Here is a 1,287-nt window from a genome sequence, read left to right on the forward strand (position 1 = left end):
AAATCAATCTCAAAGTAGAGCAGACACCTCTAGAAAAACAAATCTTGCGGAAGGTGACATTACACGAGAGCGAAGACAAGAAAACCTTATATATCATGGCGAAGAACAGCAAAAAAGCGGACGCTTATGTGCGTTAATCCAGCAAAGCCACTGGCAGGTGACAGCAGTTAAGGATGCTGATGAGCGGCAGGCCAATCAGCTGGTATTACAACGTCGCAATATTCCCGTCGTGCCTGAATATCAACCTATATTGCATCGACCCCAAGCCTATCCGCAACGGGCAAAAGTCGTCGGGCCAGCAGGGGAGGAAATTCATGTCGACAAATGGGGGCGAATCAAAATCCGTTTTCTATTTACCCGTTCGGATGACCATGTTCATGACAGTGGCGCAGGTAGTAATGACAGCGATACTGATTCAGCTTGGGTGGATGTTCTGACCCCGTGGGCCGGTGAAGGTTATGGGGTCCGTTTCTTGCCACGTATTGGTGAAATTGTGGTGATTGATTTTTTTGATGGCAATATTGACCGGCCTTTTGTGGTAGGCCGGATTCATGAAGGTCAACGTTCACCGACCAGGTTTGATCAGAAAGGACAGCTACCAGAGACTAAAAAACTCAGTGGTATTCGTTCGCAAGAAGTGCAGGGACAAGGTTTTAACCAGCTGCGTTTTGATGATACCACCGGGCAGATCAGCGCACAGTTGCATAGCAGTCATGCGGCCAGTCAGCTCAATCTGGGTAATTTGAGTCATCCGAAACAACAGGCTGAAAGTGAAGGACGGGGTGAAGGCTTTGAATTGCGTACTGACCAATGGGGCGCAATTCGTGCCGGTGAAGGTTTATTGATCTCGACTCATAAACAGCAAGCTGCAGATGGCTCACACATGAATGCTGAACCGGCAAAAAACCAGCTGGAATCAGGTCTGCAGGCGAGTCAAGCTCTAAGTGAGGTGGCTAAAAATCAGCAAACTGATCCGCTTGAAATCTTTGAGAATTTAAAAAGCTTTATTGAACAAATTGAACAAAAGGATCAAGACAAAGCAGCTGCCTTTAAACAGGCGATTATGATTCTGTCAGCCCCACAATCCATTGCGCTGAGTGCCCAGCAGGATATTCATTTATCTGCAGATGGCCAGATCAGCCATCAGGCAGCCGACAGTATTAGGGCGTGTCCTCATTTGGCTTTACACCAAATAAACATGCAAGCAATGTAAATCATAGACTGATAATTTCGTGCAAGCTTATCAAATCGGGTAGCAATAGCACGGAAATGTTTTAATCTCGCAAA

Annotated in this window: 2 pseudogenes; one reads left to right on the forward strand and one right to left on the reverse strand. The window is 46.5% G+C overall.

Annotated elements, in window-relative coordinates:
- Positions 1-133: 133 nt before the first annotated feature.
- Positions 134-1,162, forward strand: a pseudogene (locus E2K52_RS14405) (type VI secretion system Vgr family protein); the annotation flags it as partial.
- A gap of 11 nt (positions 1,163-1,173) precedes the next feature.
- Here the strand turns inward: E2K52_RS14405 and E2K52_RS14410 are convergent.
- A pseudogene (locus E2K52_RS14410) lies at positions 1,174-1,287 on the reverse strand (IS5/IS1182 family transposase); the annotation flags it as partial.

Source organism: Acinetobacter sp. RF14B (genome assembly GCF_006864105.1).
Lineage (GTDB): Bacteria > Pseudomonadota > Gammaproteobacteria > Pseudomonadales > Moraxellaceae > Acinetobacter > Acinetobacter lwoffii_C.